The organism is Yersinia vastinensis (assembly GCF_902726565.1).
Classification (GTDB): Bacteria; Pseudomonadota; Gammaproteobacteria; order Enterobacterales; family Enterobacteriaceae; genus Yersinia; species Yersinia vastinensis.
Genome location: NZ_CACVAF010000006.1, coordinates 257,476 through 274,042, shown reverse-complemented (window position 1 = coordinate 274,042; position 16,567 = coordinate 257,476). Strand labels below are relative to the sequence as shown.

The window sequence follows — 16,567 nt, the reverse complement described above, 5'->3', positions numbered from 1 at the left end:
AATAACACCTACACTGGTAAGTGTCTTGTTTGCCCCAAGTGTACCGGATTTTTCACCGCCCATCAGAATAAGTAAGCCGTTATGCGGTGGTCATCGCAGTGGCAAATGACTACAATACCCCTATCACCACGGAGCCTTTGTGCTACCCACTATTCTATTACGGAGCACGGCACGGAGTACCACACCGCGCGATGTGACTTTTAAGATGAATAATTCAATGACTAAAAAACTGCACATCAAAACTTGGGGTTGCCAGATGAATGAGTATGATTCATCAAAAATGGCTGATTTACTGGCCAGCACCCATGGTTATCAGTTGACCGAAATCCCTGAGGAAGCTGATTTACTGCTTCTCAATACCTGCTCTATTCGCGAAAAAGCGCAAGAAAAAGTCTTCAGCTTGCTAGGCCACTGGAAGTTACTCAAAGAGAAAAACCCAGAGCTGATTATCGGCGTCGGCGGCTGTGTTGCCTCGCAAGAAGGTGAACATCTGCGCCAGCGCGCCCCTTGTGTCGATGTGATTTTTGGACCGCAAACCCTACATCGTTTGCCAGAAATGATTAACCATGTACAAGGGACAAATAGCCCAGTCGTAGATATCAGTTTTCCTGAAATTGAAAAATTTGACCGGCTACCGGAACCGCGTGCCGAAGGCCCTACCGCCTTTGTCTCCATCATGGAAGGCTGCAATAAATATTGCACATTCTGTGTGGTGCCCTACACCCGTGGTGAGGAAGTCAGTCGACCAAGCGACGATATCTTGTTCGAAATCGCGCAGTTAGCTGCTCAAGGTGTGCGAGAAGTGAATCTACTCGGCCAAAATGTAAATGCTTATCGTGGAGCCACCTATGATGGCGACATCTGTAGTTTTGCCGAGTTATTGCGCTTAGTTGCTGCTATTGATGGTATTGACCGCGTGCGCTTTACCACCAGCCATCCAATTGAATTTACTGACGATATCATTGATGTTTATCGTGATACGCCAGAATTGGTGAGCTTCCTGCATCTGCCAGTACAAAGTGGCTCTGATCGTATTTTGACGATGATGAAGCGCGCCCATACTGCGCTGGAGTACAAAGCAATTATTCGCAAGCTGCGTCAGGCACGGCCTGATATTCAGATTAGCTCTGATTTTATTATCGGTTTCCCTGGTGAAACTCAGCAAGATTTCGAGCAGACCATGAAACTGGTTACAGACATTCATTTTGATACCAGTTACAGCTTTATTTACTCCTCGCGCCCCGGTACACCGGCGGCAGATCTACCCGATGATGTGTCCGAAGAAGAGAAAAAACAGCGGCTACACATCTTGCAACAGCGAATTACTCAACAAGCGATGGAAATCAGCCGCCGGATGGTGGGTTCCGTGCAAAGGGTTCTGGTAGAGGGCACCTCGCGTAAAAACGTGATGGAGCTGGCGGGTCGCACTGAGAATAACCGTGTCGTGAACTTTGAGGGCACTCCGGAGATGATCGGTAAATTCGTTGATGTGGAAATTGTCGACGTTTATGCCAGTTCACTGCGTGGCATCTTGCTACGTACCGAAGACCAAATGGACCTGCGAGTTCATGAATCACCGCAATCGGTCATTGCGCGCACTCGCAAAGAGAATGAAATCGGTGTTGGCCTATATCAACCTTAATTTAGAGCCACTTCGCAAGAACAGGCACTGCATTGTCAGTGCCTGTTTTATTTTGGCGCGATGTCACGCAGACTCTGACTTTTCAAGTTGCACCAACAGGCCGCTGCTATTTGAATAAAGGCCGAAGAGATGAATTGGTAAGCCGCAAACTTGCGTCAGCGCCCTGCACCATGAATAATTCAGAAATGACATGTATGATTAGCATCATATCCATTAATGATATATTCAACGTTATTAGAGATGTACTCAGGCTTCACACTAAACTGGCCCTAAGTGACCCAGAGGAACGCAGTGACTCAGAGAAATAGTTTGCACGTAGTGACACAAGAAATCTTGCTGGAACCCGCGGATAATCAGCGCCTGCTGAGTTTATGCGGCCCTTTTGATGACAACATTAAACAGTTGGAACGCCGATTAGGTATTGAAATTAATCGTCGTGATAATCGTTTTAAACTAGTCGGTAAGAATATCTGCGTTGTTGCAGCGGCAGATATCCTGCGCCACCTGTATGTGGATACCGCCCCTATTCGTGGCGTCATCCCCGATATTGATCCTGAGGATATCCACCTTGCGGTCAAAGAGAGCCGCGTATTGGAACAAACCGCCGAGAGCGTACCTGACTACGGGAAAGCAGTAAATATCCGTACCAAACGCGGGATGGTGAAGCCACGCACACCTAATCAGGCACAATACATCGCCAATATTCTCGATCACGACATCACTTTTGGGGTTGGCCCGGCCGGGACCGGTAAAACCTATCTGGCGGTAGCCGCGGCAGTTGATGCCCTAGAGCGCCAGAATGTGCGGCGTATTTTGCTAACGCGTCCAGCTGTCGAAGCGGGCGAAAAACTGGGTTTCTTACCCGGCGACCTCAGCCAAAAAGTCGACCCTTACCTGCGTCCACTCTATGATGCACTGTTTGAAATGTTGGGCTTTGAACGCGTTGAAAAACTGATTGAACGCAATGTGATTGAGGTTGCCCCATTGGCATACATGCGTGGCCGTACCCTGAATGATGCGTTTATCATTTTAGATGAAAGCCAAAACACCACCATTGAGCAGATGAAAATGTTCTTAACCCGCATTGGTTTCAATTCCAAAGCAGTGATTACCGGCGATATCACGCAGACTGACTTACCGCGCCACCAAAAGTCAGGTTTAAGACACGCCATTGAGGTGTTATCTGAGGTGGAAGAGCTGAGTTTTAACTTCTTCCATAGTGAAGATGTGGTACGCCACCCTGTGGTTGCCCGCGTAGTCATTGCTTATGAAGCTTGGGAAGCCGCGGAACAAAAACGTAAAGATGCTATTGCCGAACAACGTAAGCGGGAAAGCCATACCCCGTCTGAGCAGGAGGCTCCGTGAGCCAAGTTATTCTCGATTTACAAATTGCCTGCGCTGATAGCCATGGCTTACCTACCGAAGCAGATTTTCAACGTTGGCTGGAAGCGGTACTCCCCCAATTTCAGGAAGTCTCTGAAGTGACTATTCGCTTGGTTGATGAAGCTGAAAGCCATGAACTCAATCTGACTTATCGTGGTAAAGATAAATCGACCAATGTCTTGTCTTTTCCTTTTGAGGCCCCACCTGAAATTGAACTGCCATTATTGGGTGATTTAATCATTTGTCGGCAGGTTGTTGAGCAAGAAGCCATTGAGCAAGAGAAAGCACTATTGGCACATTGGGCGCATATGGTTGTTCACGGCAGCCTCCATCTGCTAGGGTATGACCACATCGTTGACGATGAAGCTGAAGAAATGGAGTCTATTGAAACTGAAATTATGCAAAGTCTGGGCTACCCAGACCCGTATATTTCAGAGAAGGACTCCGAATAATCCCGTCAAAGCGGGTGTACTAATACCCTATTGATCGGGTAAAAATAAAAAGTGATGTCGGCGGTGTGAGTCCACCACTGCCGATAATAATATAATTTGATATAGGTAAACTTAACTAAAACGCCATGAGCGACGACCACTCACAAAACAGCGATAGCCCCAGTCCCAAGAAAGGGTTCTTTACTCTCATTCTTAACCAGTTATTCCACGGTGAGCCTAAAAACCGTGGTGATCTGGTAGAGCTTATCCGTGATTCTGAGCAAAACGATCTGATCGATCCCGATACCCGCGACATGCTGGAAGGCGTGATGGATATCGCCGAGCAGCGCGTTCGGGATATCATGATCCCCCGTTCTCAGATGGTTACATTAAAGCGTAATCAAACGCTGGATGAGTGTCTGGATGTCATCATTGAATCTGCTCACTCCCGCTTTCCGGTGATCAGCGAAGATAAAGATCATATTGAAGGCATTCTGATGGCCAAAGACCTGTTGCCGTTTATGCGCACAGATTCCGAGCCATTCAGCATTGATAAAGTCTTACGGACGGCAGTTGTAGTGCCTGAAAGTAAGCGCGTTGATCGGATGCTAAAAGAGTTCCGCTCCCAGCGCTATCACATGGCCATTGTCATTGATGAGTTTGGTGGCGTTTCAGGCTTGGTGACCATTGAGGATATTCTTGAGCTGATCGTTGGCGAAATCGAAGATGAGTATGACGATGAAGAAGACAGAGATGTTCGTCAGCTTAGTCGGCACACTTATACCATTCGCGCGCTGACACAGATTGAAGATTTTAACGAAGTTTTCAATACCCATTTCAGCGATGATGAAGTAGACACAATCGGTGGTTTAGTGATGCAGGCCTTTGGCCATCTACCTGCGCGCGGTGAAACCATTGAAATTGAAGGTTACTTATTTAAAGTTGCCATGGCGGATAGCCGACGTATTATTCAGGTTCATGTAAAAATCCCGGATGATGCTCCGCAACCAAAATTGGAAGAATAAATCCTCGATGCCTATCGCTTCATACCTCCAACGCCAGTGGGTTCGCGCCCTACTGGCGCTATTTTTTGGCGCCTGCGGGACGCTGGCCTACTCGCCATTTGACCACTGGCCTGCGGCCATTGTTTCACTATTTGGCTTACTCAGCCTGACATTGAACCGTAGTACCAAACAAGCTGCGTTCATTGGCTTCTGTTGGGGTATGGGGCAATTTGGCAGTGGTATCAATTGGGTATACGTCAGCATCTCCGAATTTGGCGGGATGCCGACGGCTATCAACATCTTCCTGGTGGTATTACTGGCCGCCTATCTTTCGCTCTACACCATGCTGTTTGCTGGTGTATTAGCACGATTATGCCCGAGAGTAAGCTGGTGGCGGCTAGCAATTGCCGCTCCGGTGGTGTGGCAACTGACTGAGTTCCTGCGCGGTTGGGTACTGACAGGGTTCCCATGGCTACAATTCGGTTATAGCCAAGTTAATGGCCCACTTCGCGGCATTGCCCCTATTCTTGGGGTTGATGGCATCACCTTTATATTGATGTCTATCAGTGGGTTATTGGTCTATGCCTGCTATCAGCGTCGTATTACTGCGGCGGTTATTGCCATTGCGATGTTACTGTTACCTTGGCCGCTACGCCAATTGCACTGGTTCACCCCTGAACCTGAACGTGCTGTAAATATCGCTATGGTGCAAGGTAATATCGCCCAATCAATGAAGTGGGATCCCAAAGTCCTGCTCAGTACATTACAAATTTATCTGGATGAGACTCGCCCATTTATGGGGAGAGCACCAATTATTATCTGGCCAGAATCAGCAATTCCTGACATCGAAACCGACCAAACGACTTTCCTTACGATGGTCGATGGCCTCATGCGGGCAAACCACAGCAGTCTGATTACCGGTATTGTTGACGCACAGCGTCGGCCAGAGGGTAAAGGTTATCACTTCTTTAACAGTATCATTGTGTTAGGGGATAAAGAGCCATATCAGTACCCAACCCATAACCGCTATAGCAAACACCACTTAGTTCCATTTGGTGAATTTGTACCGCTGGAATCATTACTACGCCCACTGGCCCCATTCTTTGATCTGCCGATGTCATCATTCAGCCGGGGCAGTTATGTGCAACCACAGCTCAATGTCGCAGGCTTTAATTTGACAGCGGCCATTTGTTATGAAATCGTCTTAGGGCAGCAGGTTCGCGATAACTTCAGCCCGGATACTAATTTCTTACTGACTATCTCCAATGATGCTTGGTTTGGGCACTCTATCGGGCCATGGCAACATTTCCAGATGGCACGTATGCGCGCACTGGAGTTGGGCCGCCCTCTACTGCGCTCAACCAATAATGGTATTACCGCGGCTATCGGCCCAAGTGGGGAAGTCTTGGCACAAATTCCACAGTTCACCCAGCAAGTGCTGGAGGTTAAAGTGACACCAACCACGGGTCTTACTCCTTATGCTCGTTTTGGTTCGTGGCCAATGTGGATTATCACCTTGGTTCTTGGAGCGTTGACGCTGTACCGTGCTATCCGTTGTCGTTCAGATAAAAAATAAACTATATCACGGGCATGTCGTTGATATTCCCGCCCTCCCTTGAACTCCCTCATTATCAGTATTGTGAATCGTTATCACTGCTGTTATCTTGCCGCCTAGTACAAATAATTAGCATGATTTGCAATTTGAGAGCCTTATGTCACTGAATCCTGAATTTATTCTCACCACCGAAGCACAATTAAGTGAGCATTACGCCTCCCCTAATCAGAATGTGTTGAAAAAACAGATAGATCATATTGATGATTACGCCAAACAACTGATTGCAGCCGCGCCTTTTGCTGTTTTGGGAACATTGGGCGCCAATGGAATAGACTGTTCGCCAAAAGGTGGGGAGCCAGGTTTCATTCATGTGCAGGACAGTAAAACCCTGATGTTGCCAGACAGGCCCGGCAATAACCGTTTGGATGGTATCCGCAATTTGCTGCATAACCCTTTTATCGGTATTTTGTTCCTGATCCCTGGCTGGACTGAAGGTTTCCGCGTTAATGGCCGAGCAAAAATCTCTGTTGACCCAGAACTCTGCGAACGTTTTAGCCAAAACGGCCAACCAGCACGCAGTGTGCTAGTCATTGAAGTGGATGAGGTCTTTATTCACTGTGGCCGTGCGATTACTTTTGCTGATTTGTGGAATCCAGAGAAACACGCAGCAAAAGAGGCTGTTCCTACCGCGTTGGAAGTCTTTAAAGCTCATCTGGCTATCAACAACCAACAGCTAAGCTAGTCTCCATCAACTGGCAACAGTTAAGCAAACCAGTAGTTTCATGCCTGCTGGTTGGTTTTTGATGAAATAGAACTCCCCTCGAAGACGCCTATAGCCCTCAATTCATGGGGCTATTGCCCTCGTTTTTTCTGTTACTGGCACAAACATTGCATTGTTTGTAACCAAATGGTGTTAGTCATTAGCCATTGTTTTGTCAGTGATGAGTATCACCGCCGCAGGTATGCAAAGCTCAGTTTACATGGGGGAATTGCCACTATTTCCTCGCACATTTATAGGGCATAGCGCGCACCAAGGTAGTGCATTGCTGTTTTATTGCCTCTATTTGGTGCGATTTGCGTCTCAAAAAACAAACATTTATTCATCATTTACATAACAATTGGCTATTTTTTAAAGATAATCTGATACAAGTAACAGCGAAAATAGCGTGTTAACCAACAAATATCTGTGGTTACGCCTATACCACAAAATAAGACGATTTTTCACTTTTCACGTTTTTAACATGACTACATTTTAAGTATCACAACATCGAGCAAGAAAACATTAGGTAAAAAACAACAGCAAAGGAGTTAGACCATGCATATGCGTAAATTGGCGTTAGCGCTACTGTTAGCTGGGATGGCAAGTGGCGTAGCCCAAGCAGAAGAAGCAGCAGCAAAACCAGAGCAAGCCGCAGCAGCTTCAGCTGACACACTGAAGAAGATTAAAGATAACGGCGTTATCGTGGTCGGTCATCGTGAATCTTCCGTTCCATTCTCTTATTATGATAATCAGCAGAAAGTGGTCGGTTATTCGCAAGATTATTCCAATCTGATTGTCGATGCGATCAAGAAAAAACTTAACGCACCGGACTTACAGGTAAAACTGATCCCAATCACTTCTCAGAACCGTATCCCATTGCTGCAAAATGGCACTTTTGATTTCGAGTGTGGTTCAACCACGAATAATCTGGAACGTCAAAAACAAGCTGCGTTCTCTAATACCATTTTTGTTGTTGGTACCCGTTTACTGACCAAAAAAGGTTCAGAAGTTAAAGACTTCAAAGATTTAGCGGGTAAAGCAGTGGTGGTAACCTCCGGAACAACCTCTGAAGTGCTGCTCAATAAACTGAATGAAAAAGATAAAATGAACATGCGCATCATCAGCGCTAAAGACCACGGTGATTCTTTCCGCACATTGGAAAGTGGTCGTGCAGTGGCCTTTATGATGGATGATGCTCTGCTTGCCGGCGAACGTGCTAAAGCGAAGAAACCGGATCAGTGGGAAATTGTAGGCACACCGCAATCTCAAGAAGCTTACGGTTGCATGCTGCGTAAAGACGATCCAGCCTTTAAAGCCCTGCTGGATGAAACCATCGCCACCGCACAAACTGGCGGCGTTGCTGAAAAATCCTTTGATCGTTGGTTCAAAAACCCAATTCCACCGAAAAACCTTAACCTGAATTTCTCTCTGTCTGATGAGATGAAGGCGCTGTTCAAAGCCCCTAACGATAAAGCATTGAACTAACAATAATAATCAGGGTAGGCAATGCTTGCCCTACAGATTGATGATGGACCGATGGCAGGTAAGGACAGGATGCGGGGTGGCCGTTCCCCACTCCGCATTTTTTTGTTAGCCCTCGGGAGGCCGCAACGCATTGAATCATCAGTCATCAGGATGGTTTACCCATCCTTTTAAGGGAGTTTTTTATGTCAATAGACTGGAACTGGGGCATTTTCCTGCAACCTGCCCCTTTCGGTAATACCACCTATCTCGGCTGGATCTGGTCTGGCTTTCAGGTCACGGTCGCATTATCACTATGCGCTTGGGTGATCGCTTTCTTCGTCGGCTCATTGTTCGGTATTTTACGAACCGTACCCAATCGAATCTTGTCAGGGATAGGGACCTGTTACGTTGAGTTGTTTCGCAACGTACCGCTGATTGTACAATTTTTTACCTGGTATCTGGTGGTGCCTGAATTATTACCGACGGATATCGGTATGTGGTTTAAAAGTGAGCTGGACCCGAATATCCAATTCTTCCTCTCATCAATGATTTGTCTTGGCTTATTTACAGCAGCCCGAGTCTGCGAACAGGTTCGTGCGGGAATTCAATCACTGCCTCGCGGTCAGAAAGCGGCAGGTCTGGCTATGGGGTTAACCCTGCCACAGACTTATCGCTATGTTTTGCTACCAAATGCTTACCGGGTGATCATTCCCCCGATGACCTCAGAAATGCTCAACTTGGTAAAAAACTCAGCCATCGCGTCAACAATCGGGCTGGTCGATATGGCGGCACAGGCCGGTAAGCTGTTGGATTACTCAGCTCACGCCTATGAGTCATTCACCGCCATCACCCTTGGTTATGTACTGATCAACGCCGTGATCATGCTGTTGATGCGATTAGTTGAAAAGAAAGTGCAGTTACCCGGCAATCTGGGGAGTAAATAATGTACGAATTTGATTGGAGCTCCATCGCCCCTGCCCTGCCATATCTGCTACAAGGCTTGGCGGTTACCGCCAAAATAACCCTCATCGCCATTGTGTTCGGCATTATTTGGGGCACGGTTCTGGCCGTCATGCGTCTGTCGCCGATAAAAGCCATCAGTTGGTTCGCCACCGCCTATGTCAACGTGTTCCGCTCTATTCCGTTGGTGATGGTGTTGCTATGGTTTTATCTGGTGGTTCCGAGCTTATTACAAAATGTGCTGGGCTTATCACCAAAAACTGATATTCGCCTAATCTCTGCCATGGTAGCCTTTTCACTATTTGAAGCGGCTTATTATTCAGAAATTATTCGTGCCGGGATCCAAAGTATCTCTCGTGGGCAATCCTCTGCCGCCTTAGCGTTAGGCATGACTCAAGGCCAATCAATGAGATTGGTTATCCTGCCGCAAGCTTTCCGCGCAATGGTGCCATTGCTGTTAACTCAAGGGATTGTGTTATTTCAGGATACATCATTGGTGTATGTCCTTAGTCTGGCCGATTTCTTCCGTACCGCCACTACCATTGGCGAGCGGGACGGGACTCAGGTTGAAATGGTGCTGTTTGCCGGTTTTGTGTATTTCGTTATCAGTTTTGCCGCGTCGATGCTGGTTAACTATTTGAAGAAAAGGACTGTTTGATGATTTCCCTGAAAAATGTTTCTAAGTGGTACGGTCAGTTTCAGGTGCTGGCTGACTGCACCACCGAAGTTAAAAAAGGTGAGGTCGTGGTGGTCTGCGGCCCTTCAGGCTCAGGCAAATCAACCTTAATCAAAACCGTTAATGGGCTAGAACCTATCCAAAAAGGCAGCATTACGGTTAATGGTATTGGTGTGAATGATAAGGGAACCAATTTGGCGCAATTGCGTTCCAAAGTGGGCATGGTATTCCAACATTTCGAACTGTTCCCTCACCTGTCTATTATTGAAAACCTGACACTGGCGCAAATCAAAGTATTGAAACGCGATAAAGCGGCAGCACGGGAAAAAGGTCTGAAACTGTTAGACCGCGTCGGTCTTTCTACTCACGCCGATAAGTTCCCTTCTCAGCTATCGGGTGGCCAGCAGCAGCGTGTCGCTATTGCCCGGGCGCTGTGCATGGATCCCATCGCTATGCTGTTTGATGAACCTACCTCCGCTCTTGATCCCGAAATGATTAATGAAGTGCTGGACGTGATGGTCAAACTGGCGTTAGAAGGTATGACCATGATGGTGGTCACTCATGAGATGGGCTTCGCCCGCAAAGTGGCTAACCGGGTGATTTTTATGGATGAGGGGAAAATCGTCGAAGACAGTAACAAAGACGATTTCTTTAACAATCCTAAATCTGATCGTGCCAAAGACTTCTTGGCAAAAATCCTGCACTAGCGCTCTCCTCCTCCCCGCCTTTATCGGGGAGGAAAATATCGAACGTATTCAACAGCATTGAACACAGGGTCGGTATGGAAACCCGTGGCACATGCACTCAACGCATGACTGTGGTCAATGATTGCAAGCTCATGACACTCCGCACGCACGGAGTGTCTCTCTTTATCCCAAACTGATTTTAAGGCTGGAATGGCCGACGATTAAACTGGTCATGCCCACATTTAGGGCACAAAGGCAGCACCTCTGGGGTATAGAAAGCCAAATGGTAATGGCATTTTTCACACACTAGATTCCCCAATCCAACCACCTCACCGCTGTGATAAACCCCATGATGGCTGACATCTTTAAACACCTCGCGCCACTCTAACTGTGTTTTATCCGTAATATCAGCCAGTTCTTGCCACAAACTCTCTTTGATAACTCGCATAAATACACTGTCGGTGAACTCATCTTTGCTTTCTTCATAACTGCGAGCAAACTCTTCCAAATCACGGCGTACTGCCTGAATGATTTGCTCAACTTCATGCCGAGTTAAGTCTTCTACAGCATTCAACCGCTGTTCGGCGCTGTCCACTAGCTTATCGATATCACGTTCACCATTTTTCAAGCGTTCCGTCAGTGATGACACTAACTCACGATAATATTGAGCGACCTTGTTCATACAATCTCCTCGATCCACGGTTGTGATAAAGCAAAAGTTGTGACAAAGAAAATAGGGGCAATCGACTTCTTTCGGCTGATTTTTGTTACCTCGTTGCTGTTATCGGGAAGTCTTCATGCAGATTCTATTGCCTATGATATTAAAGCTAACGTTAATTATTTTAGTCGTAAATGACTGAAGTCACGTCATCATTAGGTTGTTCCTCCCCCACTTTAGTTATTTCTGCCATCCACTGCGCAGAAAAAGCCCTCCACAAGACGCAGAGTGTTGTTGCGGCTGCCGCTTATCAGCTATGCTATGCGGATCTCTCTTTATGATATGAAACAGATGATGCTACAGGCGTAGCTGTTTTTCACTATAGGACCACCGGCCGCCATGCAAGAGCAATACCGCCCAGAAGATATCGAAACGCAAGTACAGCTTCACTGGCAAGAGAAGCAAACTTTTAAAGTCACTGAAGACACCAGCAAAGAAAAATATTACTGCCTATCTATGCTGCCGTACCCTTCAGGGCGCCTACATATGGGGCACGTTCGTAACTATACCATTGGTGATGTTATCTCCCGTTACCAGCGTATGCTGGGCAAAAACGTATTACAGCCAATCGGTTGGGATGCATTTGGCTTGCCTGCTGAAGGTGCTGCGGTAAAAAACAATACCGCGCCAGCGCCTTGGACTTACGACAACATCGAATACATGAAGAACCAGTTGAAACTACTGGGCTTCGGCTACGACTGGGATCGCGAGATTGCCACCTGTAAACCAGATTACTATCGTTGGGAACAGTGGTTCTTCACCAAGCTGTATGAAAAAGGCATGGTCTACAAAAAGACCTCCGCAGTTAACTGGTGCCCGCACGATCAAACCGTATTAGCTAACGAACAAGTGATCGAGGGCTGTTGCTGGCGCTGTGACACGCCGGTTGAACGCAAAGAAATTCCACAGTGGTTTATCAAAATCACTGATTACGCTGACCAATTGTTAAACGATCTGGACACGCTTGAAAGCTGGCCGGAGCAAGTGAAGACGATGCAGCGTAACTGGATTGGCCGCTCTGAAGGGGTTGATATCGTTTTCAATGTCGCTGATAGCGACGATAAACTCTCAGTCTATACCACCCGTCCAGATACCTTTATGGGCGTGACTTACGTTGCGGTTGCTGCGAGTCATCCTCTGTCATTGCAAGCGGCAGCCACTAATCCAGCGTTAGCTGATTTTGTTGCTGAATGCCGTAATACCAAGGTTGCCGAAGCTGAAATGGCCACCATGGAGAAAAAAGGCATGGCAACCGGTCTGTATGCCATCCACCCTTTGAGTGGTGAGAAATTACCAATTTGGGCGGCGAACTTCGTCTTGATGGATTACGGTACTGGCGCGGTGATGGCGGTTCCTGGCCACGATGCTCGCGACTATGAATTTGCATCCAAATATAACCTACCAATTAAGCCCGTTATTTTAGCGGCTGATGGCAGTGAGCCAGATTTGAGTCAGGAGGCAATGACCGAGAAAGGCACATTGTTTAACTCTGGCGAGTTTGATGGTCTGAATTATGAAGATGCCTTTAATGCCATTGCCGATAAGTTGGTTGCTCTGGGTGTTGGTCAGCGGAAAGTGAATTACCGTCTGCGTGACTGGGGTGTGTCTCGTCAACGTTACTGGGGTGCGCCAATTCCAATGGTGACACTGGAAGATGGTACTGTCGTCCCAACACCAGAAGATCAATTGCCCGTTATTCTGCCTGAAGATGTGGTGATGGACGGTATTTCTAGCCCGATTAAGGCTGATCCTGAGTGGGCTAAAACTACCGTTAACGGGATCCCGGGCCTGCGTGAAACAGATACTTTCGATACCTTTATGGAATCGTCTTGGTATTACGCACGCTACACCTGCCCACAATTTGACGAAGGCATGCTGGATCCAGCCGCAGCAAACTACTGGCTGCCAGTCGATCAGTATGTGGGGGGGATTGAGCATGCCATCATGCACCTGATGTATTTCCGTTTCTTCCACAAACTGCTGCGTGATGCTGGTTTGGTTGATTCTGATGAGCCGGCTAAACGCCTGCTGTGTCAGGGGATGGTGCTAGCTGATGCCTTCTACTACACCGGCCCTAACGGTGAACGTATCTGGGTTTCACCGGTTGACGCCATTGTAGAGCGTGATGAGAAAGGCCGTATTGTTAAGGCCAGTGATGCCGAAGGCCATGAACTGGTTTACGCTGGTATGAGCAAAATGTCGAAATCGAAAAATAACGGTATCGACCCGCAAGTCATGGTAGAAAAATACGGTGCCGATACCGTACGTCTCTTTATGATGTTTGCCTCTCCCGCAGAAATGACCTTGGAATGGCAGGAGTCTGGCGTTGAAGGAGCTAACCGCTTCCTGAAACGTGTTTGGCGTCTGGCCTTTGATCACACCGCAAAAGGAGCTACCGCACCACTGGATATTGCCAGCCTAACGGAAGAGCAGAAATCCTTACGTCGTGATCTACACAAAACAATCGCCAAAGTCACTGATGACGTGGGCCGCCGTCAAACCTTCAACACCGCTATCGCTGCAGTGATGGAGTTGATGAATAAACTGGGTCGCGCGCCACAGGAAACCGAGCAAGACCGTGCTCTGCTGCAAGAAGCATTACTGGCAGTGGTTCGTATGCTTTATCCATTCACCCCTCATGTGTGCTTCAGCTTGTGGCAAGCACTGGGTGGCGAAGGTGATATCGATACCGCCCCATGGCCAGTGGCTGATGAGCAAGCGATGATCGAAGACTCTAAATTAGTGGTCGTACAGGTTAATGGTAAAGTGCGTGGACGAATTACTGTGCCAGCCGATGCCACTGAGCAACAAGTGCGTGAACGTGCTGCTCAAGAGCACCTGGTGGCTAAATACCTAGATGGGGTTACCGTGCGTAAAGTAATCTATGTCCCTGGCAAACTGCTTAACCTGGTAGTGGGTTAAGACGAGGAGGAGTTGTGCGACATCGTATTCTGACGCTGTTGCTGGGGTTAGCGGTGCTGGTCACCGCTGGCTGTGGCTTTAATTTGCGGGGCACCACTCAGGTGCCACCTGAACTGCAAAAACTGTTGCTGGAAAGTGGTGACCCCTACGGTCCACTAACCCGTGCGGTGCGCCAACAGCTACGCTTAAGCAACGTCACCATTGTTGATGACCCAATGCGTAAAGATTTACCAGCGCTACGGATTCTCGGCTCTACTGAAAATAAGACCACTGTGTCAATCTTCCAAAACGGTGTTACGGCTGAATATCAGTTGGTGCTGCATGTAAATGCTCAGGTATTAATTCCTGGACATGATATTTATCCACTGCGGGTTAATGTCTTCCGTAGCTTCTTCGATAACCCGTTAACCGCACTTGCGAAAACGGCAGAAGCCGATGTTCTCCGTCAGGAAATGCGTGATCAAGCAGCTCAACAGTTAGTTCGTCAACTCCTGACAGTACATGCTGCGGAAGTCAAAAACGCACAGGAAGAAGGGAGTACGGCTGTCACTACAGGTAGTGCTAAAACGGCCGATGTCAAAGAAATCAACATTGGCAAACCTGCAGTCAGTACCTCAGCCAAATGATTCGTATTTATCCTGAACAACTTGTCGCGCAGCTCCATGAAGGGCTGCGCGCTTGCTATTTGTTGTGCGGTAATGAACCTCTATTACTACAGGAAAGTCAGGATCACATTCGTCGAATCGCGGCTCAGCATGATTTCAGCGAACACTTCAGTTTTGCACTGGATGCCCACACTGAATGGGACAACATCTTTAGTCTATGTCAGGCTCTGAGCCTATTTGCCAGCCGCCAGACACTGCTATTGAGCTTCCCTGAAAGTGGCTTGACGGCACCGATGAATGAGCAATTAGTCAAATTATCGAGCCTACTACACCCTGATATCTTACTGATACTACGGGCAAACAAACTGACCAAAGCACAAGAAAACAGCGTCTGGTTTAAAGCTCTTAGCAAGAACGGTGTCTTTGTCAGTTGCCAAACACCCGAACAAGCTCAACTCCCCCGCTGGGTCAGTGCACGTGCCAAAAGTCTTAATTTGGACGTTGATGACGCGGCCATTCAACTGCTGTGCTATTGCTACGAAGGTAATCTGCTGGCGTTATCGCAGGCACTGGAGCGGCTATCACTGCTTTATCCTGACGGTAAGCTGACATTGCCCAAAGTTGAACAAGCCGTCAACGATGCTGCGCATTTCACACCTTATCACTGGCTTGATGCTTTATTAGCAGGGAAAAGCAAACGCGCTTGGCATATTCTGCAACAATTACAACAGGAAGACAGCGAACCAGTTATTTTGCTGCGTACCCTGCAACGTGAATTATTGCAGTTATTAACGCTCAAACGCCGGATGGAACAGGTGCCACTGCGCACATTATTTGACCAATTCAAAGTCTGGCAGAATCGCCGCCCAATGATGGCTCAGGCGCTACAACGTCTTTCTATGCGGCAACTACAACAAGCCGTTCATTTGTTGGCACAGATGGAAGTCCGCCTTAAGCAGGATTACGGCCAATCAATCTGGCCTGAGTTAGAAACGCTATCTATGCTGATCTGTGGAAAAACATTACCCGAGAGCTTTTTTGATGCCCAATAACTCCCCGACTCGCGCCCTTCATGCCCTGTTCGGCGGTACATTTGACCCCATCCATTATGGTCATTTAAAGCCGGTTGAAGCATTGGCTCAGGAAGTTGGTTTACAACGCATTATTTTATTGCCCAATAATGTCCCGCCCCATCGCCCTCAACCCGAGGCCAATGCACAACAACGGCTGAAGATGGTCGAACTGGCAGTGACAGGCAACCCATTGTTCAGCGTCGATTCACGCGAGTTATTACGCGATAGCCCATCATTCACTATCGATACACTGGAATCACTGCGTAAAGAACGTGGTGCTGAACAGCCTTTGGCATTTATCATTGGGCAGGACTCATTATTGTCACTGCATAAATGGCATCGTTGGGAATCGCTATTGGATATGTGCCATCTGTTGGTGTGCGCCCGCCCCGGTTATTCACAAACATTGGACACAGTAGAATTGCAGCACTGGCTTGAAGCCCATCAGGTCTTTGATCCACAGGTGTTGAGCACACGATCACATGGGGCTATCTATCTGGCAAATACGCCTTTATTGGATATTTCTGCTACCGATATTCGCCATCGGCGTCATCAAGGTGAGAGCTGTGATGATCTGCTGCCGCGAGCTGTCCAGCGATATATTGAGTTACAAGGTTTATATCGAGGCTGAGGGTTTATATCGCGACGCATTGACCCATGTTATACTCCGCCGCTAAATTTCAGGTAT

General features: G+C 47.7%; 15 protein-coding genes. 14 read left to right on the top strand and 1 reads right to left on the bottom strand.

Going from position 1 to position 16,567, the window contains the following annotated elements:
* The first annotated feature begins 217 nt into the window (after positions 1-217).
* The 10 genes from miaB (at position 218) to HUZ92_RS11420 (ending at position 10,582) form a co-directional block, all read left to right on the top strand.
* Positions 218-1,642, top strand: coding sequence for a tRNA (N6-isopentenyl adenosine(37)-C2)-methylthiotransferase MiaB (gene miaB / locus HUZ92_RS11465; protein WP_050099239.1), 1,425 nt, complete (start codon positions 218-220; stop codon positions 1,640-1,642).
* Positions 1,643-1,933: 291 nt separating this feature from the next.
* Positions 1,934-3,007 carry a PhoH family protein gene (locus tag HUZ92_RS11460; RefSeq protein ID WP_174846825.1) on the top strand — a complete coding sequence of 358 codons (1,074 nt, stop codon included), beginning with the start codon at positions 1,934-1,936 and terminating at the stop codon, positions 3,005-3,007.
* The gene (ybeY, locus tag HUZ92_RS11455; protein WP_050098932.1) at positions 3,004-3,477 is read left to right on the top strand and encodes an rRNA maturation RNase YbeY; all 474 of its coding nucleotides are present in this window, start codon (positions 3,004-3,006) and stop codon (positions 3,475-3,477) included. The genes HUZ92_RS11460 and ybeY overlap by 4 nt, the downstream gene beginning before the upstream one ends.
* A gap of 125 nt (positions 3,478-3,602) precedes the next feature.
* A complete protein-coding gene (gene corC, locus HUZ92_RS11450) occupies positions 3,603-4,481 on the top strand; it encodes a CNNM family magnesium/cobalt transport protein CorC (protein WP_050098935.1) in 879 nt (292 codons plus the stop codon).
* A 7-nt stretch (positions 4,482-4,488) separates the two neighbouring features.
* Entirely contained in the window at positions 4,489-6,036 is a 1,548-nt protein-coding gene (gene lnt, locus HUZ92_RS11445; RefSeq protein ID WP_050098937.1) for an apolipoprotein N-acyltransferase, read from the top strand.
* A 136-nt stretch (positions 6,037-6,172) separates the two neighbouring features.
* Positions 6,173-6,757: an MSMEG_1061 family FMN-dependent PPOX-type flavoprotein gene (locus HUZ92_RS11440; RefSeq protein WP_050098939.1), complete on the top strand. Its 585-nt coding sequence runs from the start codon at positions 6,173-6,175 to the stop codon at positions 6,755-6,757.
* A gap of 573 nt (positions 6,758-7,330) precedes the next feature.
* The gene (locus HUZ92_RS11435; protein WP_050139830.1) at positions 7,331-8,260 is read left to right on the top strand and encodes an amino acid ABC transporter substrate-binding protein; all 930 of its coding nucleotides are present in this window, start codon (positions 7,331-7,333) and stop codon (positions 8,258-8,260) included.
* 182 nt (positions 8,261-8,442) lie between these two features.
* On the top strand, positions 8,443-9,183 hold the full coding sequence (locus HUZ92_RS11430; protein ID WP_050098942.1) for an amino acid ABC transporter permease: 741 nt from the start codon (positions 8,443-8,445) through the stop codon (positions 9,181-9,183).
* Positions 9,183-9,857 carry a glutamate/aspartate ABC transporter permease GltK gene (gene gltK / locus HUZ92_RS11425; RefSeq protein ID WP_050098944.1) on the top strand — a complete coding sequence of 225 codons (675 nt, stop codon included), beginning with the start codon at positions 9,183-9,185 and terminating at the stop codon, positions 9,855-9,857. Before HUZ92_RS11430 ends, gltK begins: the two co-directional genes overlap by 1 nt.
* The gene (locus tag HUZ92_RS11420) at positions 9,857-10,582 is read left to right on the top strand and encodes an amino acid ABC transporter ATP-binding protein (protein ID WP_050098945.1); all 726 of its coding nucleotides are present in this window, start codon (positions 9,857-9,859) and stop codon (positions 10,580-10,582) included. The genes gltK and HUZ92_RS11420 overlap by 1 nt, the downstream gene beginning before the upstream one ends.
* Positions 10,583-10,760: 178 nt before the next feature.
* On the opposite strand, the gene HUZ92_RS11415 is transcribed toward HUZ92_RS11420, so the two are convergent.
* Positions 10,761-11,243: a zinc ribbon-containing protein gene (locus HUZ92_RS11415; protein ID WP_145579600.1), complete on the bottom strand. Its 483-nt coding sequence runs from the start codon at positions 11,241-11,243 to the stop codon at positions 10,761-10,763.
* Positions 11,244-11,618: 375 nt separating this feature from the next.
* On the opposite strand from HUZ92_RS11415, the gene leuS reads away from it, so the two are divergent.
* Genes leuS through nadD form a run of 4 tightly spaced genes read left to right on the top strand, consistent with a single transcriptional unit; the run spans position 11,619 to position 16,510 of the window.
* Positions 11,619-14,201, top strand: a complete 2,583-nt coding sequence (leuS, locus tag HUZ92_RS11410) for a leucine--tRNA ligase (RefSeq protein ID WP_050098949.1) — start codon at positions 11,619-11,621, stop codon at positions 14,199-14,201.
* A 14-nt stretch (positions 14,202-14,215) separates the two neighbouring features.
* Positions 14,216-14,827: an LPS assembly lipoprotein LptE gene (gene lptE, locus HUZ92_RS11405; RefSeq protein WP_050098951.1), complete on the top strand. Its 612-nt coding sequence runs from the start codon at positions 14,216-14,218 to the stop codon at positions 14,825-14,827.
* Complete coding sequence (gene holA, locus HUZ92_RS11400) at positions 14,824-15,858, top strand: DNA polymerase III subunit delta (RefSeq protein WP_145579599.1); 1,035 nt, start codon at positions 14,824-14,826, stop codon at positions 15,856-15,858. The genes lptE and holA overlap by 4 nt, the downstream gene beginning before the upstream one ends.
* Positions 15,848-16,510 (top strand): nicotinate-nucleotide adenylyltransferase, encoded by a 663-nt coding sequence (nadD, locus tag HUZ92_RS11395; protein ID WP_050098954.1) that lies wholly within the window; start codon positions 15,848-15,850, stop codon positions 16,508-16,510. The genes holA and nadD overlap by 11 nt, the downstream gene beginning before the upstream one ends.
* Positions 16,511-16,567 lie beyond the last annotated feature (57 nt).